We start from the raw sequence: 229 nt of genomic DNA on the forward strand, positions 1-229 counted from the left end.
TATCTCTCCTTGTATCCCTTGGATTCCTGTTGCACCTTGTGGCCCAGTCGGACCTTTGTCACCTTGCGGACCTTGTTTTCCCTGTGGGCCTTGTGCTCCTGTTCCCCCTGTCGCTCCTTGTATTCCTTGAGAACCTTGAGGTCCTTGAATTCCTTGGGGGCCTTTTGCACCTATTGCTCCTTGAGCTCCTTGAAAGCCTTGGGGACCTAGAGGACCTGGGTCGCCCGGA

Annotated in this window: 1 pseudogene; it reads right to left on the bottom strand. The window is 55.0% G+C overall.

The annotated features are described in order from the left end of the window. Positions 1-229, bottom strand: a pseudogene (locus tag JDS81_RS30125) (hypothetical protein); the annotation flags it as partial.

This window comes from Bacillus cereus group sp. N31 (assembly GCF_016483245.1).
In the GTDB taxonomy this organism is placed as follows: domain Bacteria; phylum Bacillota; class Bacilli; order Bacillales; family Bacillaceae_G; genus Bacillus_A; species Bacillus_A toyonensis.